The organism is Pseudomonas sp. AE27 (assembly GCF_037113495.1).
Taxonomy (GTDB): Bacteria; Pseudomonadota; Gammaproteobacteria; order Pseudomonadales; family Pseudomonadaceae; genus Aquipseudomonas; species Aquipseudomonas palmensis.
On the sequence record NZ_CP146966.1, the window covers coordinates 1,012,358 to 1,038,877 of the forward strand.

The following is a 26,520-nucleotide window of genomic DNA, read 5'->3' on the forward strand; positions in this document are numbered from 1 at the left end:
ATTTTGGATGGACAAGGATTCGATTGCACCCGCCACAAACGCGATCAAAACCATCGGCGTCGGCACCTTCGGCGAAGGCGAAGCAGCCTCCAACGCCGACCGGCTGTTCCGCGTGCAACCCGGTCACAATGCGCAGTTCGCGCTGGAACAAGCCGCCGCGCTGATGAGCTGCGTGTACAAGCTCACCCTGCAAGCCGGCCCCCAGCAGGACGCCTCGCTGATCTGGGCCGCGCATTGCCTCAGCGGCATGTCAAAAGCCCTGGTCGAGGACGTGGCTCACGCCATGCTCACCGACTAGTCACCCCGCACAGCAGCGGGCGAAGGGCGCCGATGCTGCCCCTCGGCCGCGGCAAGGCCGTCACCGATCACCCGCACCCGCGCCATCACCACCTGCGGCTGCTGCATCACCGCAAAGTGCCCGCCCTCGATCATGCGCAAGCTGAAGCCACCCTCGGTCACGCGCTGCCAACAAGCCAGCGATTCGAAGCGCACCTGCTCGTCACCCATACCGCCAAACGCATCCACCGGGATGTCCAGGCCGCGCACATGCGTGTGGCGATACCCCAGAATCAACTCCAGGTCGGCCTGCAGTATCGGCACCGCCAGGTCCATCATCGCCTGGTTCGCCAGCACCTCCCGTGGCGTGCCGGCAAGGTTCGCCAGGTAATCGCGCAAGGCCTGGTCATTGAGTGCTGGCAGGCCAGCGCACACGGGCAGCCAGTCCGGGCTCTGGCGAGAAGACACCAGCAGGTGCACGGGCTTGCGCACCCCCTGCGCCAGCAACACCCGCGCAGTCTCGTAGGCGAGCAGGGCGCCCAGGCTGTGCCCGAACAGCACCAGCGGCTTGTCGGGCAACGCCTGGCACTGCTCGGCAAACGCCGCGGCCACCTCCGTTACCGAGCGGGCGAACGGCTCGCGCAAGCGTCGGCTGCGCCCCGGCAGTTCCACGGCGTACAACTCGCACACCCCAGCCGCCGCCTGCTTCCACGCAAAGAAGCTCTGCGCGCTGCCGCCCGCGCAGTGAAAGCAGACCAGGCTGACCGGCGCTTCGGCGTCTGCCAGCCACTGCACCAGCGGCTCAGCGGGTCTCATCGAACAGGTCCAGCTCGCTCGCCAGGTACAGCTGGCGCATCTTCGCGCGCTGGATCTTGCCGCTGGTGGTCTTGTGCATGCTGGTGGGCTGCACGAACACGATGCGGTTGAGGGTGATGCCGTGCTGGTCCACCACCGCGCTGCGTACCACCGCCTTGAGCTGACGCGGGTTGTCCTGCAGCCAGCGCTTGATCTCGCGGTTCAGTTCGATGGCCGCCACCAGGGTCTGGCGCTGCTGCTCGTTGTCGTGGCTGAACACCGCGCAACTCTGCGGGCGCACCTCGTCCAGGGCTTCGATCACGGTGTACTCGATGTCTTCGGGGTGCAGGTTGCGGCCCTCGCAGATGATCAGGTCCTTGAGCCGGCCACACACGTACAGCTGGCGGTCGTCGGGGCCGACAAAACCCAGGTCGCCGGTGCGCAGGTAATCCAGGGGGCTGCCATCGTCGATCCGCGCTTTGAAACCCGCCTCGGTCGCCGCCGCGTTCTGCCAATAGCCCTGTGCAATGCTCGGCCCGCGTAGCCAGATTTCGCCGATGTGCCCAGGCGTGCAGCGCTGTCGGCTGGCCGGGTCGACGATTGCGATTTCCACCTCCCACGAAGGCTCGCCACACCCCACCAGCTCCTGCGGTGCCCCCGCATCCACGGGCACCACCACCGAGCACACCGGCCGCCCCTGCGGCCCGCCGCTCACGAACAGCGTTGCCTCCGCCAGCCCATAGCACGGCACAAACGCGCTGGCCCTGAAGCCATGCCCCGCATACTGCTGCGCAAAGCGCGCAAGGCTTGCCGGGCGTACCACGTCGGCGCCGTTGAGGGCGTGGGTCCAGTGGGACAGGTCCAGGCCCTGCAGGCGTTCGGCGTCGTAACGCTCCACCGCCAGGTTGTAGGCAAAGTTCGGCCCCCCGGCCAACCGCGCCTTGTACCGCGCAATGGCCTGCAACCAGATCAGCGGCTGACGCACGAAGGTCGCCGGCGCCATGATTACCGTGTGGTTGCCCAGCACGATGGGCAGCAGCTGCCCGAGTATCAGGCCCATGTCATGGTGGTGCGGCTGCCAGGTGACGAAGTCGCTGGTGTGGTCCAGCGCCCAGCTGTCGCGCATCATGCGCAGGTTGGCAGTGATGTTGGCGTGGCTCACCCTCACGCCCTTGGGCGTCGAGGTGGAACCGGAGGTGTACTGCAAGAAGGCGACGCGCTGCGGGTCACGCTCCGCAGGCCGGGCGAACGCCAGCGGTGCGTCGCAATCGTCGGTAGGGCTCAGCATCGCCAGCGACGCCGCCGGGGTGCCGGCAAATGCCTGCTGTAGCATTGCCTGTTCGCTTGCGGCCACCAGCAGCAGGCAGCTGCCGCTGTCATGCAGAATGCTCAGGCAACGCTCCACCCGGCGCCGGTTCGGCAGGTTGACGGGGACGGCGATGCGGTCGGCGGTCAGGCAGGCCAGAAAGCTTGCGATAAAGTCCAGGCCCTGCGGGAAGAACAGCGCCACGCGATCACCCGGCTCACTCACGGCCTGCAACTGGCGGGCGATGGCGTTGGCCCGCCCCAGCAACTGCTGGTAGCTGACCTGCTGCTGTTCTTCCCCCTGGTCGTCGAGCAGGGTGAACAGCACCTTGTGCGGGTGCACCCAGGCGCGCAGCGCCAGGCTATCGTGCACCGCCAGCAGGCCGGTGGCACTGGCCAGTTCCTGTGGGCTCAGGCAGCTCTTGTCAAACATGCGCGGCCTCCCCACGGGCGGCAATCGCCGCGATGGCGAGGGCCAATTCGGCGATGGTCGGGTGCTCGAACACCAGGGTCGGCGACAGGCGCAAGCCAAACTGCTGCTCCAGGCTGCCGATCAGTTTCATGCCCGCCAGCGAGCCGAGCCCGAACGCACCCAGGGGCGTATCCAGGTCGATGTCCTCGGGCGGCAGGTCCATTTCACAGCAGATGAATTCGCTGATGCGCGTTTGCAGCGTCTCGACCAGGGTCATGGCGTTGTCCTTGAAGGGCAGAGGGGAGGGCAGAGCAGGTTGAGCAATTGCTCCGTGGGCATGGGAATGGGCAGCTCGGGCCGGCAGCGCTGGCGCCAGTGATTGAACAGCCACAGCGAGGTATCGCCCGGCTGTTGCCATTGGTTGAGGCCGGCGAGCATGTGGGCCTGCAGTGCGCGGCGTGCGCAGGTGGCTTGGGTCGCGGGGTTGGCAGCGTCGCCAAGGCGGTCGCGCAGCGCGGCCTGATCGCCGCCGCTGTCGCTGAGGTAGAAGGCCTGCAGCGCCTCGGCCTGTTCGTTGCGCAAGCTGTCGAGCACGTAGCCGGGCGTGCGGCTGGCGAACTCGGGGTAGCGCCAGTCCGTCAACGGGCGATGCTCGGCCTGTGTCATGCCGGCAAGCTGCTGCTGACGCTCGACGGGCAGGCCGGCCTCGCTGCCCAGCAGAAACACGCTGCCGCACACCACGAAATCCACCCCCATATCGAACATCGCCTGGGCGCTGGCAGGGCTGCCGATCAGGCCGCTGGCGCCGATCTTCGGCCCGCAAGGCTTGCGCCGGGCCAGCGCTGCCAGCAGCAGGGGCAGATGTGTATCGGCAGCAATCACCAGTGCATCGGCGTCAGCCTCCAGCTCATCGATGCACTCGACCCGCACCTGCCAACGCACCCCGGGGCAGCGCTCACGCAGGGGCTGCCAGTGGGCCGGCACCTCGATGCAGGCCAGTGTCTGGCCCGCCAGCCAATCAATCAGTGCCGGATCAGCGCGGCCATGCAGGCGGATACCGAAACGGCCGCACACCTGCGGCTCGGCACTCAGGCGCAGCACACGGGCCTTCAACTGTTTCTTGTCCAGGCCGTGACTGTCGATCAGCCCCATGGCCCCGTGGCGTGCCAGTTCGCTCAGCAGTACGGGGGCGTCAGGCGCAATCACCAGCACAGGGCGCGTAGGGGCATTCGACCGCTCAATGGCAGGCTGCTCACGAATAGCCTTGAGCATCCCGCCCAGAATCGCAGGCTGGCCGATCTCGACAAAATCCTCGACGCCCTCGGCCAGCATCCGCTCGACCACCTGCTGCCATTGCACCGGGTGGGTCAGGTGTGTGGACAGTGCCTCCACCAGCCCGTCGCGGGTATGCGGGCGCGCGTGCACGTTGGCGATCACCGGTAATGCCGGTTCGCGAAACGCTCCGCTCATGCGATGCAGAAAGTCCCGAAACGGTTGCTCCACAGCGGCCATGTGCGCGGTATGAAAGGGCCCGCTCACCTTCAGCGCAATGGCCCGAATCCCCTGCGCTGTGCAGTGCTCCAGCAACTGTTCAAGGGCTGCCAGCGTGCCCCCTACGATGATCTGTGTGGGGCTGTTGATATTGGCGATGGCCAGGCCTGCATCCGGCCGTTCGTCCAGCAGTGCCTGCACCCGCTGCCGATCCTGGCCTAGCACCGCCACCAGCCCGCCGCCCTGCACCTGGGCCATCAACCGCGCCCGCTCGATGACGATGCGCAGGCCCAGGCTGAAGTCCAGCGCGCCGGCAGCGGTCAGCGCCGCGTACTCACCCACGCTGTGCCCGGCCGCAACGCTGGCAACGACGCCATCCTCACGTGCCGCCAGGTAGCCAAGCCACGACACCACATAGATGGCCGGCTGGGTGAAGGTGGTGAGGTTCAACTGCTGCTCGGGGTCTTCCAGGCACAGACGCTCGATCGAGTAACCCAGCACCGCATCGGCTTCGGCCACCAGCGCGGGAAAACGCGCGAACAACGCCGCGCCCATGCCCTTGCGCTGGCTGCCCTGGCCCTGGAACAACCACGCCTTCATGCGCTCACCTGCTGGCGCACAAGGTCGAAGGCGCGCATCTGCATGCCCGCCAGGCGCAGTGCGCAGCGGCCATCGGCCGTGCACAGGGCCACATCGAAGGTCATGCCCTGGCGCTCGACAATCAGCTGCCGCGCGTCTCGCAACGCCTGGGGATCAAGCGCCAGCGTGCGAATGCGATAGGGCAGGCTGGTGCCCGCCGCCGTGCTCAGGTGGGTCAACAGCGCAGCCCACAGCCGGTAGCCGTCCAGGCCCTGAGGCAGTGTCGCCTGCACACCCTCTGCCGTGACGGGCAACGCCTGCAATACCGGCGCGGCAGCAACCGCAGCCGCGGTCTCGACCTGCAGCAGCACCTGCCCGTTCACACTCACCTGCCAATGCCGTGGGGCGCGGGTAAAGTGCAGCGTGTCGCTTGCCGCAAGGGCAACCGGCGGGCCAAAACACACATCGTTCCAGTGCAGCACGCTGCTTGGCTGGGCAACATGGCCCACCAGGGCGGCCAGCGCCATGCATGAACCCGGCAGCGCCGCGCCAGGCGCCCAGCAGTCGAGCCACGCCTGTGCCGGCGTGGCCGGCGCAGGTGCTGCGACGGCTGCGCTGTACCACACCCGCTCCAGCCGCCAAGGGTAGGCCGGCAAGGGATACTTGTGTGGCCGCGGTTCGTCGCCATACAGCGTGGCCCAGCCCGGGCTCGGCACTTTGCCGGCCACCCAATGCGCAGCCCATTGCTCGAGCAGTGCACGGTCGGCCCGGCCACTGCCTGCCTCCGGCGCCGGTTTGGCGGTCAGCCCATCAGCGCTGTGCCACCGGGTATCCGAGGGGCAATCAGACGACCCCAGATACGCCCGCAGCTGTTCGAACAACGCCTCGCGACTATCGACCACCACCGCCAGCCGCCGCACCATCGCATCGCGCCCCTCCTGCAGGCTGCGGGCGATGGCCGCAAGGCTGGCCGACAGGTCGCCCGGCATCGCATTCAAGCTCTCCAGCCGTGCCGCCTCTTCAGGCTGCACCGCCGCTTCGCCCACCAGCCGCTCGACCACCTCTTCAAGGCTTACCGCACCGCGCCATGCATCGATGGGTACGTCCAGTTGCAGGGCGTCCAGCGCCTGCTCCAGGCAACCTACAAAATCCTCGGCGTCCATCTTCAGTTCGGCAAGCCGGGTGGCCACACCGTTGCCTGGCATCAGCCCCAGCAGGTCGCGCAGACGTTCGTCCAGCGCCTGGCGCAGCGCGCCGCCGGCATCGGGCAAGGGCTCGCCAAAGGCCGCCAGCAACTGCCGCGCACGGGCGCGCAGGCCGTCTTCATCCTTGGCCGACAGCAGCACCAGATACGGCTGGCCATCGGGCACGCCAGGGCTCTCGCTCCCCCTGTCGGCAGCCTTGAGCACCACATGCGCATTCACCCCGCCAAACCCGAACGCACTCACCCCGGCCAGCAGCGGTGCATCTTGTTCGCCCATGGAATGCGTGGCATCGGGCAGATAGAACGGGCTGCCCGCCAGCTCGATCTGCGGGTTGAGCGCGTCATGGTGCAGGTTGCCCACCACCTGGCGATGCTGCAGGCACAGCAGGCTCTTGATCACCGAGGCAATCCCGGCCGCGGCTTCCAGGTGGCCGATCTGGCTCTTGAGCGCGCCCAGTGCGATGGGCGTGCCGGCCTCGGTCATGGGCAGGGCGTTTTTCAGCGCGTTGATTTCAATCGGGTCACCCAGCGGCGTGCCGGTGCCGTGGGTCTCGATCATCCGCGCCTGGCTGGGGCAATGGCCGCTCTGCTGCCAGGCCCGGGTGATCACCTCGGTCTGCGCCTTGGGGTTGGGCGCGGTAAAGCTGTGGGCACGGCCGCCGTGGTTCTGCGCGCTGGCGCACACCTGGCCGTAGATGAAGTCGCCGTTGGCCTGGGCTGCCGCCAGCGGCGCAAGCACCAGCGCGGCCACCCCTTCGCCGCGCACATAGCCGTCGGCACTGGCGGCGAAGGTCTGGCAATGTCCGGCATGGCTGAGCATGCCGGCCTTGCCGAAGGCGATGAACAGCTCCGGCCCCAGCAGCAGGTTGACCCCGCCCACGATCGCCAGCTCGCATTCACCGTCCTGCAGTGCCTGCCGGGCACGGTGCAGTGCCACCAGCGAGCTGGAGCAGGCGGTGTCGATGGCCTCGCTGGGGCCGTGCAGGTCCAGGCAGTACGACACCCGGTTGGCGATGGCTGTCAGCGCGATGCCGGTGCCGCGCCAGGCATCACTGGGCACGCCGTCGCGGCGCATCAGCGTGGGGTAGTCGGCATGGCCCACGCCCACGAACACCCCCACCCGCCGTTTGGCCAGCTGGCCCGGCGCGTAGCCGGCATCTTCCAGCGCCGCCCAGGCCGCCTGCAAGAACAGCCGTTGCTGCGGGTCCATGCCTTGCGCTTCGCGGGGCAGAATGCCGAAGAAGCGCCCGTCGAAGCGGTCGACCCAGGGCATGAAGCCGCCGCGCTGGCAGTAGGTGGTCTCTTCCCCGGGGTTCAGCGCGCTGTCGTGGTCGCGCCAGTTCCAGCGCTCGGCCGGCACCTGGCCGACCGCATCGCGGCCTTCGCGCAACAGCTGCCAGAACGCGCGCAGGTCTGGCGCCCCCGGCAGGCGCGCGCTCATGCCGACCACGGCGACCGGCGTCACGACGGGCATGAGACCGGCTCCCGCTCTTGGACGTGGTGTGCGGCGCTGCTGGCGTCATAGGTGTGGGCGATGCTCAGCAACGGGCTCTGGCGATTCCCGGCCTGGGCCCGCTCGCGACCCTGGCGCAGCTCCTTGGCCAGGTAGTGCAGGTAGGTGGGGCCGTGCATCTCGTAGTTGTTGCGTGGGGTGGCCAGGAACTCGCGCTCGATCACCTTGCGCTCGGCGGCAATATGCGCGCGCTCGGCCTCGGCACCGGGGCGCTGGTACGCACCGGCAAAGTAGTCGGCGGCCACCTCGGCCTGGCGCTCCATCATGTCCAGAAAGCCCCAGGTCACGGCCTGGAACACGCCGATGAAGGCAAGGTTCGGCACCTCGGGCAAAAAGATCCGCTGGTACAGCGGAATGCGGTTTTCCTCGATCTGCAACAGGCTCTGGGGCAAGAACGGGAAGTCGGTGTGATAGCCCGTGGCGTAGATCACCGCGTCCACTTCCAGGCTGCTGCCATCCACGAAGTGCACGGTGTTGCCGTCGATGCGCTGCACCTGCGGCACCACCTTGAGCTTGCCGTCGCCCACGCGGTTGGCGAAGTTCTCCGACAGCGTCGGCAGGCTCGACATCATCAGGTGGTCGGGCTTGGGCATGCCCAGTTGCTTGCGCTTGGCGATCAGCAGCTTGTACAGGCCGGTGAACATCAGCCCGGTCAGCGGGTAGGGCAGAAGCTTCTTCACCCACCAGTCGTTGAGTGGGCCCATCACCTTGTCCACGCGAATGCCGAACAGGTAGTGCGGCAGCACGTACACCCCACGGCGCAGCGACAGGTAGGTCATGCGTGCATCGTGGCTCACGTCCACGGCAATCTGCGCGCCGCTGTTGCCCACGCCCACCACCATCACGGTCTTGTTCTGGTAGGGGTGGCGATAGCGATAGTGTTTGGAGTGGATGCTGTCGATCCGGGCAGTGGCTGCGTAGTCCGGCAGGTTGGGCGTGTTGTGGTGCCCGTTGGCGACCACCAGCGCGTCGTAGTGGCGTACTTCGCCCGAGCCCAGGGTCACCCGCCAGGTGCCGTCGGCCAGGCGCTCGGTGTGCTGCACCGGGCACTCCAGGTGAATGCTGTCGCGCAGCGCGAAGTGCTCGACGAAGCTGTCCAGGTACGCATGCACCTGGCGGTGCGAGGGGAAGTCCGGGTAATGCGACGGCATGGGGAAGTCGCTGAACTGGTACAGGCCCTTGGGCGTGTTCATGTTCATGCTGTGCCACACCGAGGTGTGCTCGCCCGTGTGGTCGAAGGCCCAGATACCGCCGATGCGGTCGCGCTTGTCGAAGCAGTCGAAGGCAATGTGCTTGCGCTTGAGCGCGCGGGCCATCGACAGGCCGCCGACCCCGGCGCCGACGATGCACACCCTGGGGCCTGGCCCGGTCAGCGGGCGAATGGCGGCTACACCCGGTGCGGCGTGGCTTGGCGAGTTGACGCGAGTGTGCTCAGTCACAGGTTGGGTCCTTTTTTTTTAGGGTGGGTGAGGCTCGACAGAAACTGCGCAGTGCGCGTATCGCCCAGGTGCCGGTTGTGTTCGGCGCAGTCCTGCAGCACGCCGTCCACGCCCCGGGCCAGGGCCCGGCGCAGGTTGGCGACCATCAGGTCGATGCTGTCGCGGTCGATGTTCAGCGGCGGCAGGTAGCGCAGGCAGTGGTTGTGGATCGGGCACACGGCTGCCGCCACCCCGCCTTCGGGGTCGCGCAGCAGGCTGCCCCACAGCAAGTAGCCGAAGCTGCGCTCGACAAACGCCGGGGTGCCGGCCAGCTCCAGCTCCACCGTCAGCAGCAGGCCCTCGGCGCGCACTGCGCGAATCAGCGGGAACGCCCGTTGCAGCTCCAGCAGGCGCTGGTGGAAGTACTCCCCCTGCGTTCGCGCATGGGCCAGCGCACCCTCGCGCTCCAGTGCCTGCAGGCAGTTCAGCGCCAGGTGTGCGCTCAGCTGGCTGATGCCGCGCCCCTGCAGGTCGGCCACGCGCTGCGGTTGTCGCTGGGCGCCAGCGTGGGTCACGGCCTCGCTGCACAGCACCACGCCCATCGGCAGCAGGCTGTCGCACAGCGCGCTGCCCAGTGCCACGATATCCGGCTGCGGCACCTGTGCCTGGCTGTGCAGAAAGCGCCCGGTCATCAGGTTGGTCTGGGTTTCGTCGATGCCCACCAGGTAGCCGCCGGCGTCGCGATGGCGCTCGATCATCGCGATCAGGTGGGGCGGCACCGGGCGCGAGGCATTGGCATCGACCTGGATCGTCTCGAACCACACCAGGGCGATTTCGCCGCTCAGCAGGTGGCCCTGCAACTGCGCCTCGGCCTCTTCGGCCAGCGGGTCGATGAACACGGTATGCGCATGCAGTGGCTCGAACGGCGCGCGGAAGATATCGAAGCCCAGCGTGTGCGAGGCCGCGGCGCTGAGCATCGAGAACCCCAGCCCGCCGCTGAAACACAGCAGTTTGTGACGCTCGCCCCTGGCCGCCAGCAGGCCGAGGGTCAGCGCGGCCTCCACGGCGGTGACGTTGCTGGAGGCCGGCAGCGCCATCGGCAGGCCAGTGTTGTGCTGCAGCAGGCCTTGCAGCTCGCCCGAGTAGTCGCGCCGGGTGTCGTGCTGGCGCGCGACCTGCTCGATCACATCCAGCGGGTTGAGGCCGCGCGGGCAGGTGCCCACGTTGACGAAGCAGTCGATGATTTCCCGCGAGGGTTCGCCATCGTGCATCAGCCGTGAGCGCACCCCGCGAGCCTCGTGGAAGCGCCCATCGAAGCCGTGCATGCGGGCGATCTTCGCGTACCCGCGGTTGCCGTAGCACAGGTGCGCCTGGTAGGTCGCTTCGCTGCTGCTGGCGATACGGCGCAGTTCGCGTTGCTCATCCACGCTCAGCCCGGCGGCGAACTGCGCCATCAGGTGTTCGAAGGCCAGCTTGAACGGCAGGCCGAAGTTGCTCATCACATGGCGCACATAGCTTTCGTTGGGCGTCATCAGCCACGGGTTCTTCACCCGTTCATGTACCAGGCAGGCGCCCAGCGGCGCCTGGAGCCCGCTCAGGCCCTCGCCCAGCACGATCAGGTCGGGGCTTTCGCACAACGCCAGCAACGGCCAGTGCCCGGCCTGCCGGGCAGGCTCCACCACCAGGCTGAGAATGCCGCTGCCGGCCAGCTCGCGCAGCCAGGCATCGCAGGCCTCGGCGTTGGCGTCGGCGGCCTGGATGCAGGCCACCGCCGCCAGTTGCTCGGGCCCATGCTGGCGCTGGTAGGCCAGCGCCTGGGCAAGGCTCGCCACCACCCGGATGCCGGGTACCAGCGCACTGGCATCGGCGCGCTGCAGCGGGTTGAAGTAGCGCGCCCAGTAGCCGCTGTCGTCGATCAGCAGCAGTTCGCCCTGGCCGTCGGGGGTGTGGTTGCGTGCATGGTGGCGGGCCAGGCGCAGGGCCGCATCCAGGGCTTCCTCCAGCGAAGTCATGAAGTAGCTGCGGTAATCGGCAGGCTCGCGCTTGCCGCGCTTGGCCAGGTGATTGAGCAGCAGGGCGGTCTGCGCGGCGGGCGCCGACAGGATCGCGCAGTGGCCCTGTTCGCCCTGGCGCACGTAGTCTTCCAGTGTCTGCAGGGTGTGCGCGGTGGCCGGCTGAAACACCGGGGGCACGGGGCGCCGGGCCGGGCCTTCGGGGGTTGGCAGGTTGTGCAGGAACTCCAGCAGCAACTGGTTGTAGCGTTGGTGATGGGTAAAGCCCAGCAGGTGCCCGGAGCCCTGCACCTCGATCAGTTCGGCATGCGGCACGGCGTTGGCGATCAGCGCCGAATAGGCCGGCGGCTGATAGGCATCGTCGCTGGCGCAGATGATCCTGCACGGGCAGTGCAGGTTGCCCAACTGCGGGCGCAGGTCGAAGTCGCCGATCACCTGCTGGTAGGCCGGCAGCGCTGCCATGTTCCAGCCGCGGTTGAGGGTCATGAAGCGCGGGCTTTTCTGCAGCTCGCCCATCAGTACCGGGAAGTTCGACGCGCCTTCGCTGAACGGCGAACTGACGCTGATGCACAGCCCTGCGCAGCGGTGCGGTTGGGCCAGGGCAAAGGCCTGGGCCAGCACGCCGCCGAACGAATAGCCGATCACCGGCAGCGGCTGGTCGATACCCAGCTGATCCAGCAGCACCACGATATCGGCCACCAGGTGCGCAATGTCGAACGCAGGCGGCAGCTCGGCCTCGCCGCAGCCGGGCAGGTGCAGCATGATCAACCGGTGCCCGCGCCCCAGCGCCTGCAGTTGCAGGCGCCACATCACGTCGTACTGCATCACCAGCCCGCCCAGCATCAGCACCGGCGTGCCGCTGCCATAGGTCGCGCATTCCAGGCGCGGCGCGCCGGGTCGGTGGATCTGCACCCGCGTGGCCTGCTGGCACAGGCTGAACTGTTCGTCGAGCAGGGCCTGGCTGGGCTCGTGCTCGTTGCTCGCTCGCGTGCCCTGGACCACCGCCGGGGCAGCGGGGGCGAGGTGCTCATAGCGTTGCCACAGCGCCTCGATGCTCAAGGGGCCTTGCGTAGCGGGTGTGGCCACTGCGCCGGCAGCCACGGGCGCAACCACCTGCGCCATCGGTGGCGCCGCAGCCACAACCGGTTCGGGGGCGGGCAAGGGCGCACTGTCGCCGTAATGCTCGAGCAACTGCCCGTGATGGTTGGCCAGCAGGTAGCCGCAGAAGCTCTGCAGGTTCTGGAATTCGAAGAACACCGTCGGTGGCACGCTGATGCCGAAGCGCTGGGTGAACAGCGTGCCGATTTCGGTGGAGGCGATGGAGTCCAGGCCGTAGTCCATCAATGCACGCGTGGGCGAAAAGTCCGCCGGGTCGATCTTCAGCACGCCCAGCAGCAGATCGCGCAGGTCCTCCAGCAGGCGCTGCTCCAGCGGCGGCGCGGCGCCGGCATCCAGGCTGTCGAGCAGCAGCAGCGCCTGGCGCGCACTCAGCGCGCCGGCATCCGGGTCGCCCGTCAGGGGCAGGTGGGTCGGTTGGTTCATGGTCGGTTCCCCGGCGTGTCGTCGATGGTCAGGCGCTACGCGCCAAGGGTGGCGAGGGCTGCAGCCGCGCGGTCAGAAAGTTCACGGCCCGGATGAACTTCCACAGGTCCACTTCGTGGGCGTGGCGCTGGGTCTGCATGAAGCGCTGCTGGCCCAGGTCGAGCAGCTGCGGCTGACGCTTGATCTGCTGCACGGTGTGCCAGGCCGGGCTGCGCAGGGCACGGGCCTGCAGGTAGGCGGCCACGAAGCGCCCGGTCATGTTGGCCAGGTTGCCGATGCCCGACGGCGTGTTGAGGTAGCCGACGAACACCAGGTCGTCGTGCTCGGCCGGCAGCATGCGCAAAAACAGCGAGTCGAAATCGCGCTGCCAGTCGAAGGTCTGCAGCGGCAGAAACGGCAGGTCGATGCCGTAGCCGGTGGCCCATACGATCAGGTCGATGGTGGCCACGCTGGCGTCGCAAAAGTGCACCTGCTGGCCGTCGAAGTGGCTGATGTCGGGCTTGGCCTGCACATCGCCATGGCCGATGTAGTAGAGAATCTGCGAGTTGAGAATGGGGTGGCATTCGCGAATGCCGTGGTCCGGTGCGGGCAGGCCATAGTCGCGCCCGTCGTAGCCGGCGAACTTGAAGCTGCGCTCCACGTGCGCCCAGTATTCGTCCTCGTCGGCAAATTTCGGCGCCTGGTCCATCAGCCATTCCTGGGTCGGCTGGCCATCGATGAACTTGGGCATGTAGTGGTAGCCGCGCCGGGTCGAGTGCAGCGCCAGGCTGGCGGTTTGCGCGGCGTCCACGGCAATGTCGCAACCGGAGTTGCCGCCACCCACCACCAGCACGCGCTTGCCGCGAAACTGTGCCGAGCTGCGGTACGCGCTGGCATGCAGGGCCTGCCCGCTGAAGGTGCCGGGGTACTGCGGCACCTTGGGCGTGCCGAGCAGGCCGTTGCATACCACCACCGCCTCGTAGCGGGCCTGGCGCCCGTCGTCGAAGCTCAGCAGCCAGCCGTCGGCGGTCTTGTGCATGTGGGTGACGCGGGTGTTGAAGCGGGTGTGCTGCTGCAGCTGGCAATGCTCGGCCAGTTGCGTCAGGTAGTCGAACACCTGGGTGTGCCGCGGGTAGTCCGGGTAGTGCTCGGGCATCGGGAAGTCGGCGAACTGGGTGTTGCGCTTGGAGCTGATCAGGTGCACCGCTTCATACATTTTCGAGGCCGGGCCGTCGGGCTGCCAGTTGCCGCCGAAACGCGCGGTGGCCTCGATGATCTCGAAGGCCAGGCCCACTTCGCCGAGGGCCTTTGCCACGCCCAGGCCACTGGCCCCGGCGCCGATGATGGCGATAGTCGGCTGCTGCATTGCATCACTCCCTTGAAGGTGGAAACAGGCGAATTCAGAGCATCGAACGCAGCAGGTCGCGGGCCTGTTGCTGGCTGATTTCCCGGCGGGCCAGGCGGTCGAGAATGTCTTGTGGCGTCACCGCGGGCGCAGCGTGCGGTGGCGCCGGCAGCGGTGGGCTGCTCACTGTGGGCGGCGTACTGATCCAGTAGCGACGACGCAAGAATTCATAGCCGGGCAGCGGCACCTTTCGCCACGCCTGGGTCGCCGCTGGCGGTGTCGCGGGCAGGTGCGCATCGAGCCAGGTGCGGGCCAGGGCCGCACACTCGGGCGCAGGGGCCGGGCCACTGAGCAGCACCCGTGCGTCGTCGCCCGGCGGGTTCATCAACCATTCGCTCAACTGCCGGCGCAGCGCATCGAAGTCGTCGGCCACCACGGCCAACCGTGCTTGCTCGAACGCCTGGCGCCCGTGCAGCAGGGTGCTGGCGACATCCCGCGTGGTGAAGCAGCGCAGGCCCAGGTAGTGCTCGGGGTGCTGCGGTGCCAGGGCGTGTTCATGCTCCAGGCAGTCGACAAAGCGCTGCAGGTAGCTGCGCAGTTGCCCGGCGCTGTGCGCGCTGAATACAAAGGCCTGGGGGCCGGTGGGCGCGGGTGGCGCTTGCAGCGGGGCGTCCTCGATCAGCACATGGGCATTGGCGCCGCCGGCCCCGAACGAACTGATGGCGGCCACCCGTGGCAGGCCATCTGCAGGGTCCGGCCAGTCGGCCAGGCGCTGCTGCACCACGAAGGGCGTGTTGCTGAAATCGATGTTCGGGTTCAGCGGCTGGGCATGGATGGACGGCGCCAGTTGCCGGTGCTTGAACTGCAGCAGCACCTTGGTCAACGCGGCCATGCCGGCGGCCGATTCCAGGTGGCCGATATTGGCCTTGATCGAGCCGATGGGGCAGCGCCACTCGCTGGGTACCTGGGCGGCCAGGGCCTTGCCCAGGCCACGGATCTCGATCGGGTCGCCCAGGCTGGTGCCGGTGCCGTGGGCCTCGATATAGCCCAGCCTGGCGGCGGGCAGGCCCGAGCGCTGCAGGGCGCGGCCGATCACCTGGGCCTGCGATTCGGCGTTGGGCACGGTATAGCCCGAGGTGCGCCCGCCATGGTTGAGCTCGCTGCCACGGATCACCCCGTACACGTGGTCGCCGTCGCGCAGGGCCTGGGCCAGGGGCTTGAGCAGCACCACGCCCACGCCTTCACCCGGCACATAGCCGTCGCCGCCGGCACCGAAGCTGCGGCACTGGCCCTGGGTGGAGGCGAAGTTCAGCTCGCACAGCATGCGGTACTTGTACGGGTGCAGCGACAGGTTCACCCCGCCGGCCAGGGCCAGCTCGCAACTGCCGCTGCGAATCAGGTCGCAGGCCAGGTGCAGGCTGGTGAGCGACGACGAACACATGCTGTCGACGGCGAACGAGGGGCCTTCCAGGTCCAGGCAGAACGACACGCGGTTGGCGATCGAGGCATACGAGGAGTTGGTCAGGGTCGCCGGCCGCGCGGGCCAGCTCGACGCACCATAGAACTGGTACTCGCCGTACATCACCCCCGCGACCACCCCCACGCGTCGTCGCTCCACGCCCGGCTGGCGCGGCCCGCACAGGCTCTGCGGGGTGTAGCCGGCGTCTTCCACGGCATGCCAGGCGGTTTGCAGAAACAGACGCTCCTGCGGGTCCATGCGCTCGGCGTCGCGCGGCGAGATGCCGAAGAACAGCGGGTCGAAGCAGTCGAAATCATCCACCAGGCCGCCCCAGCGCGCATACAGCTGGTCGTCGCCGCCCGGTTGCTCCCAGCGCGAGGTCACTTCGCTGATCAGGTCATCGCCGGCCGCCAGGTGCTGCCACAGCGCCTGGGCATCGCGTGCGCCGGGGTAGCGCCCGGCCAGGCCGATGATCGCGATGTCCTGGCGTTGGGTGTCGGCAGTGCCCTGCGTGACCACCGACAGCGCGGGTGCTGGCGGCTCGACCACCACGGGGGCCGGTGCCAGCCGGGCGACTTCGGCCGGGTGCTCGTTGCCGAGCAGGGCGGCCAGCTCGCGCAGGCTGCGCACTTCGAACAGCACGGTCTTCGACAGGGTGGGGAAGTGCTGTTCAAGCCGGCCGTTGAGTTCCATCACCAGGATCGAGTCCAGGCCGAATACCTCCAGCGAGGTGTCGGGGTCGACCTTGTCCAGCGGCGTGGCCGTCACCTCGGCCAGTTGACGGGTGAGGTAGTCGAGCAGGCAGGGCGCGTCGCTGTGCGCCTGCGCCGCAACCTGCACGGGCGGGGCAGGCGGCGCCTCGATGCCGAACAATCGTGCAACCGCGTCGCGCTTGCCGCACACCGGGATCAACACCGCTTGCGCCAAGGCGAGGCAGCGCAGGAACGTGGCCACCCCCTGATCGCTCGGCAACAGGGCCAGGCCATGGCGAGCCAGCCATTGGCGCACCGGCGCCGGGGCCTGCATGCCGTTGTCGGTCTGCCACAGTGGCCAGGCAATCGACAGCGAGCGGCCCTGGCGCTGGCCGCTGGCACAGCGCTGCTGGCGGGCCTGCACGAAGCGGTCGAGCCAGGCGTTGGCCAGCGCGTAGGCGCTCTGCCCGACATTGCCGTACACCCCGGCCAGCGACGAGCACACCATGAACAGTTTCAGCGGGTCATCGGCGGTGGCTGCATCCAGATGGCGGGCGGCCAGGGTCTTGCCCTGGAGTACGCTGGCGCGCTCCTGGGCAGGTTGCCGCAGGAAGAACCCGTCCTGCAGAACCCCGGCGCAGTGAATCACCCCGTGGCAGGCGCCGTAGCGCTGGCGAATGCTGGCCAGGGCGGCGTGCAACGAGTCGGCATCGGCGCAGTCGGCCTGCCAGTAGGCGGCATCGTCGGCGCCCAGGTGCGTGAGGCGCTGCAGCCATCGGGCAGCGTCTGCATCGAGGGCGCGACGGCCCAGCACGGCCAGGCGCAGGCCGCCGAGGCTCGCCAGCGCTTCACCCAGTGCACGGCCGACGGCCCCCAGCCCGCCGCTGATCACCAGCACATCGCCGGCGCTCAGTTGCGCCGGCGCTGTGCCGGCACCCGGGGTGACAAAGCGCAGGCTCGCCACGCGGCGTTGCCCTTCGCACAGCGATACCCGGTTGACACCGGGCTGCGCAGCCGCAAGCAGTTCGTGCGCCAGCGCTTCACGCTCTGCGCTGCCGGGCTGGTGGCTGGTTTCGATCAGGCTGGCGCTCAGGCTGGGGATCTCCTGCACCACCGAGCGCAGCAGCCCTTCAAGGGCACTGACAGGGCCGGGGTGCAGCACGATCCGGGTATGCAGCGCGGGGGTGCTCTGGCCCTGGCACAGGTGGCGCAGCAGGTCTGCGGTGGCCAGGGCGGCGTCCAGCCCTTCGCCCAGGCCGGCGTCCTGGCTGCCGGTGCTGCGCAGGTCGATCAGCAGGCGTGCGGGTACTTGCTGCTGGCTGGTCAGCAGGCGCAGCAACAGGTCGATGTGGCGCGCATCGCCCAGGTCGGCCTCGACGGTGCGTGGTGAGGTGTAGTGGAACTGCTGCGCGGGTACCAGTCGCCAGGCGGCGTCACGCAGTTGCGCGGGTAACTGGGCGAAGGCTTGCGGGTCGTCGCACAGCAGCAGTGTGGTGGGCATCGGCCCGGGGGTGGCCGGGGCGGTGGGCTGGTGCTGCCAGTAGGGTTCGAGCAGATGCACGGCATGCTCGGGGTCGACGCGGTACTCGCGAAAGGCAAAGGCCTCGATGTCCATCAGCACCTGGCCGTCTGCATCGAACACCCGGAAGTCGTACAGGCGCATCTGGCTGCCCTGGGCAGCACGCGGGCGCACGTGCACGAAGCAGCGCTCGGTCAAGGGCCGGTAGCCGTGCAGGGCCTGGCAGGCGTAGGGCACGAAGGTGGTGTCGATCTGTGCATTGCCCTGGGCGGCGGTGACAAAGGCGCTTTGCAGCACCGCATCGAGCAACGCCGGGTCCAGCGTGCTCAGCGGTTCGCCCTGGCGCTGCTCGGGGCGCCAGTGCAGTTCGGTAAGCGCCTGTTGCTCGCCCAGCCACGCGCCGGCAATGCAGCGCAGGGTGGGGCCGTAGGCAATGCCCAGGCGCTCGAGGGTGGGGTACAGCGCGTCGAGGGCCAGCGGCCGGGTGCACTCGCTGCGCACCTGCGCCAGGCTTGGCAGGCTGTCGGCGGGCACCTGCACGGCGCGGCACTCGCCACGAAAACTGGGGGTGGGGTCACTGGCCGGCAGCGGCTGGAACGCCAGGCGCACACCGTCGTGGGTGCGTTCGCTGCGGCATTCGATGCTGCGCTGCTGGCCGGGCTCGACGCGGATCGGGCTGGCCCAGGTCAGCTTGTGCAGGGTCAGCGGCAGGTCCAGGCCGTGGCGGCGCGCCTGGTTGCAGCACAAGTCGATGTAGGCGGCGGCGGGCAGCACCGGCTGGCCCTGCACCACATGGTCGCGCAGAAAGAACTGGCCGGCATCCAGGTGCAGCTGGGTGCTGGCGTGGGGCGCGGCCGACGCCACACGCGGCACCCAGTAGCGGTCCCTGGCAAAGGGGTAGAGCGGCGCGGCCAGTGGGCTGGGCGGCTGCGGCCAGAAGCGGCCCCAGCGGGCGAGCGTGCCGTCTACCCAGGCCGCTGCCAGTTCATCGGGGGCGCTGGCGCTCAGCTCGCGCGTTGGTGTGCCGGGCAGCAGCCGGCCCTGATAGCCCCCCGGCATCGATTGCACGAAGCGCTCCAGGCCAGCCTGCAACTGCGTCAAGTCGGCAGCTACCAGCGCGAAGCGATGGTCGAACGCCGGGCGGCAGCATTGCAGGGTGTAGGCGAGCTGGTTGGCCGATGCGTCGGGGTGGCGTTGCAACCAAACCAGCAGGGCGGCAGCCTGTTCACGCACTTGCGCTTGGCTGCGCGCCGACAGCGGGTACACCGCCGGGCCCTTGCTGGCGCTCGACGGTGTGGGTTCGGGGGCCTGTTCGACAATCACATGGGCATTGGCGCCGCCAGCGCCGAACGAGCTGATGCCGGCGCGGCGCGGGCCGTTGTCGCTGGTCCAATCGCGCGTGTCGCGCACGATCTGCAGGTGGCTGTGCTCGAGCCCGGCGTCGGGGTTCAGCACCCTGGCATGCAGCGACGGCGCTAGGCGCCGGTGCTGCAACTGGAGCACCACCTTGCTCAGCCCGGCCATGCCGGCGGCCGCTTCCAGGTGGCCGAAATTGGCCTTGATCGAGCCGACATGGCAGGTCGCCGAGTGTTGCCCGCCCAGTGCCTGCCTGAGCCCTTGCAACTCGATGGGGTCGCCCAGGCGCGTGCCGGTGCCGTGGGCTTCGATGTAGCTGATGCTGGCGGCCGGTACCCTGGCATCGGCCAGCGCCCGCTCGATCAGCGCGGCCTGGGCACCGGCGCTGGGCACGGTGTAGCCGTTGGTGCGCCCGCTGTGGTTGATCGCACTGCCCTTGATCACTGCCAGTATCCGGTCGCCGTCGCGCCGGGCCACCTCGAGCGGCTTGAGCACCACGGCCGCAACCCCTTCACCGGGCACGAAGCCGTCCGCCTCGCTGCCGAACGCATGGCAACGTCCGGTGGGCGAGAGCATGTGCTGCTGGCACAACTGCACGTACTTGGCGGGGTGGGTGTAGAGGTTGACCGCACCTACCAGCGCTGCCCGGCACTCGCCCTTGCGCAGGCTGTCGATGGCGCTGTGCAATGCCGTGAGCGATGACGAGCAGGCGGTGTCGATGGCCAGGCTCGGCCCGCACAAGTCCAGGGCGAACGACACCCGGTTGGCCACCGACCACGGCAGGCCACTGGGGATCGCCGGTTGCCCGGCCTGCCACAGGGCAGGGCCGAGCAGGGGGTAGGTGTTGCTGGTGATCCCGACGAACACGCCGACATCCAGCGCACCCTGGGCGCCGCGCAGCAACTGGCCGCGCTCGCCCAGGTGGCCGCTGTCTTCCAGGGCATGCCAGGCGCATTCGAGAAACAGCCGCTCCTGCGGGTCGAGGCAGGCGGCTTCACGCGGGGCGATGGCGAAGAACTGCGCATCGAACCGATCGATATCGGGTAGAAAGCCGCCCCATTTGGCATAGCTCAGGCCGCTGCTGCGGGCGTCGCTGCCCGCGGCGAAAAAACCGTCCAGCGGCCAGCGCTCGGCGGGTATCTCGCTCACCGAGTCGACACCCGCCAGCAGGTTGCGCCACAGCGCATCCAGGTCGTCGGCACCGGGGAAGCGGCCATGCAGGCCGACAATGGCGATATCGCCAGCGGGCTCCTCGTTGCACGGCGCCAGGGGGGCAATCGAGGGCCAGGCCTCGACGCCTGCGGCTGGTGGGGGCGGGCTGGGCGGGCGGCCCTGCAGGTAGCTGGCGCTGGCCTGCGGATGCTCGCGCAGCAGGTGCGTGGCAACGTCGCGGATGCAGCGGCAGTCGAACAGCAGGGTCTTGTTCAGGTCGGCGAAGAGGGGCTGGATCAGCTCGTTGAAATTCAGGATGGCCAGCGACGTGAGGCCGATCTCGTGGAAGGGCGCATCGTTGTACAGGGTGTGGGCCTCGACACCGGTCGCCTGCTCCAGCAGTTGACGCACCAGATCCATCAAGGCGGCGTGCGAACGGGCTTCCTCGGTATCGAGCATCTTCAATTCCTGAATAAAAGTTGGCAGACGACGGGCAGGCACACAGAGGCCGACGCCGCGGTGGCGTCAGCCTTCAAGTGGCTGGGTCAGGTATTAAAGGGTAATGCTGGTGGTGGGGTAGAACAGCATGTTCAATACGAACAGAATCATCCAGAAGCCGATTTCCAGTGTTTCGGTAATAGGCTGAATACGTTTTATCGCGCCATAGACATGCACCACAAACATCAGGGTGAATACCACGAAGAGTATGTCGAAGGCATAACTGAAACTGGTGCCGGTGGTGGCCGAGCGCAACATGGCCACTTCAACCACCAGAATGAACGCGCCCAGGCAGCGGCCGAAATAGATGGCCAGGTGGGTATGTTCCGGGATGGTCCATTGCATCAGGCGCGCCCAGGTGAGTGGCGCAATGAAAATCGGCAGGGCGAAGAACAGCGTGGTCACGATCATCAGGGTGGTGATGTACACACTACTGTATTGCGCATAGTAGCCAAGCATCGGCGAACTCCTTGTTCAATTGTTATTGTTGTTATTCATCGTGGGGTTTTGCTGGGGGCAAGCATTGCGAGGGCGGTACTTGTGTGTCAAGCAAGCCGCGGTGGGGGAATACCAAAGAAGGGGAGCCGGGTCGAGAGTCGTACTACTTAGGGCGCGAGACTTAAAACGTTATCAACCGCTTCACGGCAGGTGAAGTTATCAAGTAATAACCGGGTGAATAAAGTTTTATTTATCCGATAGTTGCGAGCCCTGCCGGCACATGACCGTCAGGGCCCACTCGCTCGCCGCCTACCACAAACCTGCTGCAGCCCCTCAGGAAAAAAATGCAGGATGTTGTGCGCAGAAATCGCTTGAGGTGGCCGGCCTTGCCGTCCAAGGTGCCACCCTGATAGCCATTGCCTGAAAAAGGCTGAAGCGTGCGGCGCAGGCACATGACGATGCCTGCGTGAGGAGCGGCCTTCTGCAAGCGTGACGCGTCATCTCGCTGCAGAACGTTGCCGTCTTCTCCCAATAATAAGAGAGGTAAAGGAAATGCAATCCAACAGTCTCAAGCAGAGCCTGAAGCAACGTCACATCACCATGATCGCGCTGGGGGGCGTGATCGGGGCCGGGCTTTTCATGGGCTCCGGCTCGCTGATCGCGTCGGCCGGCCCCGCCGCGATCCTGTCGTACTTCATCGGCGGCATCGTGGTCACCCTGGTGATGTTCATGCTTGGCGAGATGGCCTGCCGCACCCCCGATGCGGGGTCGTTCTCCACCTACGCCAACATGTACCTGGGCGAGTGGGCCGGCTTTACCGTCGGCTGGCTGTACTGGTTCAAGTCGATGATGACGATCACCCTGGAGGCCGTGCTGCTGGGCGCCATCCTGCATGATTTTCTGCCCTGGCTGCCGATCTGGGCGGGCGCGTTCATCATGTTGGTGACCCTGATGGCGAGCAACGCCTACTCGGTGAAGTCGTTCGCCGAAGTGGAGTACTGGCTGGCCGCGCTGAAGGTTGCCACCATCCTCATCTTCATGCTGCTGGGCGTGTCGATACTGCTCGGCCTGCACAGCGACATCCCGTCCCCTGGCCTGGTGAACCTGACCGCGCACGACGGCTTCATGCCCAATGGCCTGTCGCCGGTGATGGCGGGGGTGATCGTGGTGATCTTCTCGCTGGGCGGCAGTGAAATCGCCGCCGTGGCGGCTGGCGAGTCCGAGAACCCGCGCCGCAACGTGATCCGCGCGATCAAGAGCGTGATCCTGCGCGTGATGCTGTTCTACGTGGGCTCGGTGTCGATCCTGATCCTGTGCCTGCCGTGGACCGACAAGGCCAACCTGGCGTCGCCCTATGTTTCGCTGTTCACCCTGGCCGGGTTCGGTGGCGCGGCGGTGGCAATGAAGATCGTGCTGTTCGTCTCGTTCATGTCGGTGATGAACTCGTTCATGTTCTCCAACTCGCGCATGCTGTTCTCCCTGAGCCAGCGTGGGCATGCGCCCAAGCTGTTCTCGCACACCACGGCCAAGGGCGTGCCGCTCAATGCCTTGCTGCTCAGCCTGTGCATCTGCCTGACGATTCTGACCGTGCACTTTCTCAGCGGCGGCGACCTGTTCATGACCCTGGCCAAGAGCAGCGGCACCTTCGTGATGATCGTGTGGATCTTCATCATCATTGCCCACCTGGCCATGCGCCTGAAAACCCGTCACGAACCGGTCGACCCCAAGGCCTTCCGCGCCTGGTTCTTCCCTTATGCCAACGTCGTGGCACTGCTTGCGCTGCTCGCCGTGATCGGCAGCCAGGCCATCGACCCGGCATCGCGCCTGCAACTGTGGTTCATCGCGGCCACCACGGTGCTGGTGGTGGTGGCCTATTTCGTGAAGCGCAACCGGGTGGCCGACAAACCGGCGGCTTACGTGCAAGCCGAGTAAGCCGTGGCAAGGGTGTAGGAGCCAGCCTTGCTGGCGATGCCCGGCCATGCCGGGCCAGGGGTGCTGTACGCACCATCGCCGGCAAGGCCGGCTCCTGCAGGCCGCTTTACCAGAACCCTGCCGGCGCCTGCAGCGCAGCCCTGAACACCTCGATTGCCCGCTCCACATCTGCCATCTCGGTGTACCGCCCCACGCTCACCCGCACACTGCTCAGCGCCTGGCCGGCATCCAGCCCCAGTGCCAGCAGCACATGCGAAGGGGCCTGGGTGGCCGAGCTGCACGCGGAGGTCGACGACAGCGCCAGGCTGCCGGCCACCTGCGCGCTGTTGAACCCGCTGCGGCTGATGCACAGGTTCAAGGTGTGCGGGACACGCTGCTGCGCGCACCCATTCAGGGTCACGCCCGGCAGGGCCAGCAAGCCTTCACGCAGGCGCTGGCTCAGTTGCTCGATGCGCATGCTTTGCGCATCACCTTGCACGCCCGCCAGCTCGAACGCCGCGCCCATGCCCACAATCTGATGCGTAGCCAGCGTACCCGAGCGCATACCGCCCTCGTGCCCGCCGCCATGCATCTGCGCCTGCAGCACGGGGCGCGCACGCGGGCCGACGTAGAGCGCACCGATGCCTTTGGGCCCATAGACCTTGTGCGCCGAAAACGACATCAGGTCGACCGCCAGCGTGCCCAGGTCGATGGCCACCTTGCCCACCGCCTGCGCCGCGTCCACGTGCAGCAGTGCGCCGTGTTCGCGCACGATGTCGCCGATGCGGGCGATGTCGGTGAGGGTGCCGAGTTCGTTGTTCACCCACATCAACGACACCAGTGCGGTGTCCTCGCGCAAGGCCGCCTGCACGGCCTCGGGCTGGATCAGCCCCTGTGCATCGGGCTTGAGCCAGGTGACCGTGTGGCCCTGGCGCTCCAGTTCATGGGCGGTGTCGATCACCGCCTTGTGCTCCAGGCAACTGGTGATCAGGTGACGGCGCCCAGGCTGGCCCTGGGCAATGCCTTTGAGGGCCAGGTTGTTGGACTCGGTGGCGCCCGAGGTCCATACAAGGGCGTCTGCGGTAGCGCCAACCCGGTCGGCCACTTGCTGGCGCGCGTGGTCCACGGCCTGTCGGGCGGCCTGGCCATAGCCGTGGCCAGTGGAGGCGGGGTTGCCGAAATTGCCCTGGCGGCCGAGGCAGGCCAGCATGGCTTCGATCACCCGGTCATCGACCGGAGTAGTGGCGGCGTAGTCGAGGTACAGCGGTAGTTCTGGCATGGTCATCGTCTTTTTATGCACGTGAAGGGCAGGTAGGTAGCCTACCGACGATGACGGAGAAAATTTTTGACTGTTGTTCGGTTTGTTTGGTGTTTGTAGAAAAAATCTTCTATTTGAATCCAAAGAGTTAGTATTTTTTTCGTTATGGCGCGCCGCCGACCGTATTCATGCCTAAACCGCTGCGCCTCGCCAACCGCATCACACCCTGAACATCGCCATCAGCCCCTGCTGATGATTGGCCAGCCGGTTGAGTGTCTGGCTGATCTGCGCCGATTCCTCGGCTTGCCCGGACAACGATTCGGTCACGTCGCGAATGCTCGCCACGTTGCGGTTCACTTCCTCGGCCACGGCACTCTGTTCCTCCGCCGCCGAAGCGATCTGCAGGTTCATGTCGGTGATCACCGCCACCGCATCGCCAATGCGCTGCAGGGCCGGCAATGCCTGCTCCACACGCGCCGCGCTGTCCTGCGCCTGGCGGTGGCTGTTGTGCATGGCCTCCACCACCTCGCGGGTGCCTTGCTGCAACCCTTCTATATCGACGCGAATCTCGTCCACCGAGTCCTGGGTGCGCTTGGCCAGGTTGCGCACTTCATCGGCCACCACCGCAAAGCCGCGCCCGGCTTCCCCCGCCCGCGCTGCCTCGATGGCGGCATTCAATGCCAGCAGGTTGGTCTGCCCGGCAATCGAACGGATCACGTCCAGCACCGAGCCGATCTGCTCGCTGCGCGTGGCCAGGTGTTCCACCTCCTGCATGCTGGTGGTCATCTCGCCGGCCAGTTGTTCGATGGCGCGGGTGGTGTCGCCAATAAGCTCCAGGCCTTCGCGGCTGGCATGGTCGGCGCCGCGTGCAGCCTCGGCGGCCTGCGCGGCGTTGCGCGCCACATCCTGCGCAGTCGCGCTCATCTCGTGCGACGCCGTCGCCACCTGGTCCACCTCGCGGTACTGCTGATGCATGCCGGCGCTGGTCTGGCTGGCCAGTGCCGCCGACTGGTCGGCGGTGCCGCGTGCGTCGTGCACCGAGGCCTTCACGTCGGCAATCACCGGCTGCAGCTTGTCGAGAAACCGGTTGAACCAGCCCGCCAGCTCACCCAGCTCGTCCTTGCCCGCATACTCCAGGCGCCGGGTCAGGTCGCCCTCGCCACTGGCGATGTCCTTGAGCATCGCCGCCACGTCCAGTATCGGGCGGGTCACGCCGCGCGCGGTCAGCCAGATCACCAGCAACCCCACCACCGCGGCCACCAGTGCCATCAACAGGCTGCTGAGGTTGGCGCTGGCATTGTAGGTGTCCAGGCGATTGTTGAGTGCCACGGCCGGCGCACGCAGCACCTGCTCGGGCACTTCCAGCAGCACGCTCCACGGCTGGGCACCGGGCACCGGGGCGAACGACTGGCTCACCTGCAGCAGGCCGTTGTCGTTGAATTCGGCCGCCTTGCCGGCACGCATCTGTTCGGCCAGGGCCCTGGAGTCGGTGCCGAACACCTGCTCGAAGTGCTTGCTCAACTGGCCGCTGTCCTCGCTGTGCCCGGCCAGCAGGCCGGTCGCGCTGACGATGCTCACCTGCCCGTTGCCGTCGAACAGGTCCTTGCGCCCCTCCAGGCTCAGCAGCTGCAGGTTGTCCAGGCTGATGTCCACACCCAGCACGCCGATCAGCTTGCCGTTGTGCTTGAGCGGGATGGAGATGCTGGTGGTCAGCGGGGTGCGGTCGCCCACGGTGTCGAAGTAGGGCTCCACCATGCAGGTGTCACCGCTCTCCAGGGTGCAGGTCAGCCAGCGGTTGGAGACCGAGCCATTGGCCGAGACGCTGGTGTCGGCGAGCATCGATTCAGGCATCGCCTCGCGCTCCAGGGTGCCGGGGCTGGGCTGCGACCAGTACAACGAGAACCGTCCGGCCTCGTTGCTGCCCGCGCCGGCCTGGTTGACGAAGGCCGCGTCCTTGCCGTCCAGCGCATCGGGCAGGAACACCAGGTACAGCCCGAGCAGTTCGGGGTTGTTGCCCAGCGCCCGTTCGGTTTCGCGGGTCAGGGCCTGGCGCAGGTCGCCATTGCCCTGGGCGCGCAGGTACATCACCAGGTCTGCAAAACCGTTGCCGTACAGGTAGGCGCTCTGGAAGTAGCGCTGGATCTGCGCCGCCTGCAGCTGCGCGTAGGTGTGCAGGCGCAGGCGCGCGTTCTGGTCGAGCATCTGGGTGCTGGCGCTGCTCACCAGCGTGGCGCTGCGCGAGGACTGCACCCGTGTCGCCACCATCAGCACCACCACGACGGCCAGCAGGCACAGGCCCGCCAGCAAGGTGATCTTCCATTGAATTCGCAGGCGACGCAGCAACATGATCAGGTCCTTGATTTCAC

14 protein-coding genes are annotated in these 26,520 nt (G+C 67.4%); 2 read left to right on the forward strand and 12 right to left on the reverse strand.

Features of this window, described 5'->3' with window-relative positions; genetic code table 11:
* Positions 1-7: 7 nt before the first annotated feature.
* Complete coding sequence (locus tag V9K84_RS04855; RefSeq protein ID WP_088515212.1) at positions 8-298, forward strand: DUF3077 domain-containing protein; 291 nt, start codon at positions 8-10, stop codon at positions 296-298.
* Here the strand turns inward: V9K84_RS04855 and V9K84_RS04860 are convergent.
* From V9K84_RS04860 to V9K84_RS04905, 10 genes are all read right to left on the reverse strand, one after another.
* Complete coding sequence (locus tag V9K84_RS04860) at positions 295-1,092, reverse strand: alpha/beta fold hydrolase (RefSeq protein WP_088515211.1); 798 nt, start codon at positions 1,090-1,092, stop codon at positions 295-297. The two genes, V9K84_RS04855 and V9K84_RS04860, sit on opposite strands and share 4 nt — an antisense overlap.
* Positions 1,079-2,809 (reverse strand): fatty acyl-AMP ligase, encoded by a 1,731-nt coding sequence (locus V9K84_RS04865; protein ID WP_088515210.1) that lies wholly within the window; start codon positions 2,807-2,809, stop codon positions 1,079-1,081. Before V9K84_RS04865 ends, V9K84_RS04860 begins: the two co-directional genes overlap by 14 nt.
* Positions 2,802-3,065 carry an acyl carrier protein gene (locus V9K84_RS04870; RefSeq protein ID WP_043860793.1) on the reverse strand — a complete coding sequence of 88 codons (264 nt, stop codon included), beginning with the start codon at positions 3,063-3,065 and terminating at the stop codon, positions 2,802-2,804. Before V9K84_RS04870 ends, V9K84_RS04865 begins: the two co-directional genes overlap by 8 nt.
* Positions 3,062-4,879 (reverse strand): ACP S-malonyltransferase, encoded by a 1,818-nt coding sequence (fabD, locus tag V9K84_RS04875; protein WP_088515208.1) that lies wholly within the window; start codon positions 4,877-4,879, stop codon positions 3,062-3,064. Before fabD ends, V9K84_RS04870 begins: the two co-directional genes overlap by 4 nt.
* On the reverse strand, positions 4,876-7,536 hold the full coding sequence (locus tag V9K84_RS04880; RefSeq protein ID WP_088515207.1) for a beta-ketoacyl synthase N-terminal-like domain-containing protein: 2,661 nt from the start codon (positions 7,534-7,536) through the stop codon (positions 4,876-4,878). Before V9K84_RS04880 ends, fabD begins: the two co-directional genes overlap by 4 nt.
* The gene (locus V9K84_RS04885; protein WP_143516654.1) at positions 7,524-9,014 is read right to left on the reverse strand and encodes an NAD(P)-binding domain-containing protein; all 1,491 of its coding nucleotides are present in this window, start codon (positions 9,012-9,014) and stop codon (positions 7,524-7,526) included. The genes V9K84_RS04880 and V9K84_RS04885 overlap by 13 nt, the downstream gene beginning before the upstream one ends.
* Positions 9,011-12,547: an alpha/beta fold hydrolase gene (locus tag V9K84_RS04890; RefSeq protein ID WP_338794211.1), complete on the reverse strand. Its 3,537-nt coding sequence runs from the start codon at positions 12,545-12,547 to the stop codon at positions 9,011-9,013. The genes V9K84_RS04885 and V9K84_RS04890 overlap by 4 nt, the downstream gene beginning before the upstream one ends.
* Before the next feature lie 28 nt (positions 12,548-12,575).
* Positions 12,576-13,892 carry an NAD(P)-binding domain-containing protein gene (locus V9K84_RS04895; RefSeq protein ID WP_088515204.1) on the reverse strand — a complete coding sequence of 439 codons (1,317 nt, stop codon included), beginning with the start codon at positions 13,890-13,892 and terminating at the stop codon, positions 12,576-12,578.
* 34 nt (positions 13,893-13,926) lie between these two features.
* Positions 13,927-20,508: an SDR family NAD(P)-dependent oxidoreductase gene (locus V9K84_RS04900; protein ID WP_088515203.1), complete on the reverse strand. Its 6,582-nt coding sequence runs from the start codon at positions 20,506-20,508 to the stop codon at positions 13,927-13,929.
* Between the two features lie 93 nt (positions 20,509-20,601).
* Positions 20,602-21,006, reverse strand: a complete 405-nt coding sequence (locus tag V9K84_RS04905) for a hypothetical protein (protein ID WP_043861149.1) — start codon at positions 21,004-21,006, stop codon at positions 20,602-20,604.
* A gap of 531 nt (positions 21,007-21,537) precedes the next feature.
* On the opposite strand from V9K84_RS04905, the gene V9K84_RS04910 reads away from it, so the two are divergent.
* Positions 21,538-22,917 (forward strand): amino acid permease, encoded by a 1,380-nt coding sequence (locus V9K84_RS04910; RefSeq protein ID WP_043861150.1) that lies wholly within the window; start codon positions 21,538-21,540, stop codon positions 22,915-22,917.
* A gap of 106 nt (positions 22,918-23,023) precedes the next feature.
* Here V9K84_RS04910 and V9K84_RS04915 read toward each other — a convergent pair whose 3' ends face one another.
* Positions 23,024-24,175 carry an aminotransferase class V-fold PLP-dependent enzyme gene (locus tag V9K84_RS04915; protein WP_088515202.1) on the reverse strand — a complete coding sequence of 384 codons (1,152 nt, stop codon included), beginning with the start codon at positions 24,173-24,175 and terminating at the stop codon, positions 23,024-23,026.
* 198 nt (positions 24,176-24,373) lie between these two features.
* The gene (locus tag V9K84_RS04920) at positions 24,374-26,500 is read right to left on the reverse strand and encodes a methyl-accepting chemotaxis protein (protein ID WP_088515201.1); all 2,127 of its coding nucleotides are present in this window, start codon (positions 26,498-26,500) and stop codon (positions 24,374-24,376) included.
* Positions 26,501-26,520: the final 20 nt, after the last annotated feature.